Source organism: Caenibacillus caldisaponilyticus (genome assembly GCF_002003465.1).
GTDB lineage: Bacteria > Bacillota > Bacilli > Bacillales > Sporolactobacillaceae > Caenibacillus > Caenibacillus caldisaponilyticus.
On the sequence record NZ_BDDQ01000155.1, the window covers coordinates 1 to 1,826 of the forward strand.

The 1,826-nt window shown below is 52.8% G+C and carries 1 protein-coding gene; it reads right to left on the minus strand.

Annotation, left to right across the window (positions count from 1 at the left end; translation table 11 throughout):
- Positions 1 to 1,219 (minus strand): group II intron reverse transcriptase/maturase (ltrA, locus tag CCB157_RS16970; protein ID WP_077616954.1); only part of this gene is annotated, 1,219 nt, incomplete at its 3' end.
- Between the last annotated feature and the right edge of the window lie 607 nt (positions 1,220 to 1,826).

Sequence of the window (1,826 nt, forward strand, 5' to 3'; positions counted from 1 at the left end):
GCCCTTGCTTAAGCCAGTAGGCTTTGCCAAGGGCTTTATGCAATTGAGGCGTCCTTGTCGTACGCCAAGCCCCTTTCCGAGTGTTAGCGATCTCGAACACTTCGTGTTCTTTGAGCCCAAGGGCTCTCAGTTCACGAATTCGAGTTCTCACCCTTTTCCATTGGTGCCAACGGCACAGTCTCAACCTTCTTCTTATCCATTCTTCCAGGCGCTTCAAGGGAGAGGGGGTCTCAATTAACGCGAAGTACCCCATCCATCCCATTGTATATTGGTTGAGTTTCCGGATACGTTCCTCCATTGGAAGACTCCAATTCGGATTCGTCAGTTGCCGGATTTTATTCTTAAACCGTTGAACGGATTTCGGGGCGAGTCGGATTCGAGCTTCTCGTTGAGACGTGAAGCTGAACCCTAGAAACTTTCGTTTCCAGGGGCGGTCGACCGCACTTTTCTCCTCGTTGACTTTGAGTTTTAACTTCTTCTCCAGATACTTTTGAACGCTTTGTTTGACTCTTTGGCCCGCACGCGGACTGCGGACATAAATGTTACAGTCATCGGCGTAACGGCAGAACTTCAACCCCCGCTTTTCAAGTTCTTTATCCAGATCATCCAGCAGGATGTTGGCCAAGAGCGGACTTAATGGCCCGCCTTGCGGCGTGCCTTCCTCTGAACGAACCCGGACACCTTCCAGCATCACCCCAGCTTTTAAGTAGGCCCTTATCAATTTCAGGACTCGCTTGTCCTCGACCTTCCGTGCGACCCGGCTCATCAAGATGTCGTGATTCACCCGGTCAAAGAACTTCTCAAGATCGATATCGACGACATATCGGTATCCTTCTTGGATATATTTCTGAGCTTGCCGGACCGCATCGTGGGCCCGCCGCTTGGGGCGGAAGCCATAGCTGTACGGAGAAAAATGGGGATCAAAGATCGGCGTAAGCACCTGAAGGATGGCCTGTTGGATGAACCGATCCATCACGGTTGGGATCCCCAGCAATCGGACGCCTCCATTGGGTTTCGGGATTTCGACCCTCCGGACCGGCGCCGGCTTGTAGGTTCCCTCAAGCAATTGTCTCTTAATGGACTTCCAGTGCTTCCGGATATCATCGCGGAGTTGTTCCGTCGGAACGCCGTCGATGCCCGGAGCCCCTTTATTTGCTTCCACCCGTTTGAGGGCAGTGATTAAGTTGTTCCGTGACAGAATCGTCTCCAACAGAGCCATCGAGATCTCTCTCCCTCCGCGGGATGGGGTTCAAGTCTTGCCGGGCAATGCTCAGCCCTCTATCCAAGGTCCTCCGGGCTTCACCCATCTTTCCTTGAAAGAGTTCCGTTAGGAATTCTGCTTCAGCGCATTGCGTCTCGAAAGAGTTTGATCCATCCCTGAATTGACGTTCAGCCCTTCCCTTTTCAGGCGTCCCTTACTCAGGTACTATGGCCTCTGCTGACTCCTGTACGTTCAGCAAAACCTCTCGATTTTGGTTGCCATCCTTAGAAGGCGTATCGTACAGGCCTCCCCGGATAAGAGTGCGGACTTTCCACTCATGTACCTGCCCAATATACCGCCACAGCCCTTGGCGGCTTAGGACTTCATCTTGTTATGCAGACTCATCCGACTGTGACAGCCTCAAATTGGGTTCGTGTCCCTCAGGTCGAGTGTTTGCCTCCGGCTTCCTTCAGATTCCGCCTCACGGCGGACACCCTTGCCTTCAGCTAACGGTAGGCGCTCGCCAGCCCCCGTTCAGGACTTTCACCCTATAGCACCGCACCCATGCCGGGCGTACATAAAAAGGGATCTCATCTTCATGACCCTTTAACCCAAAAGTTTCCGC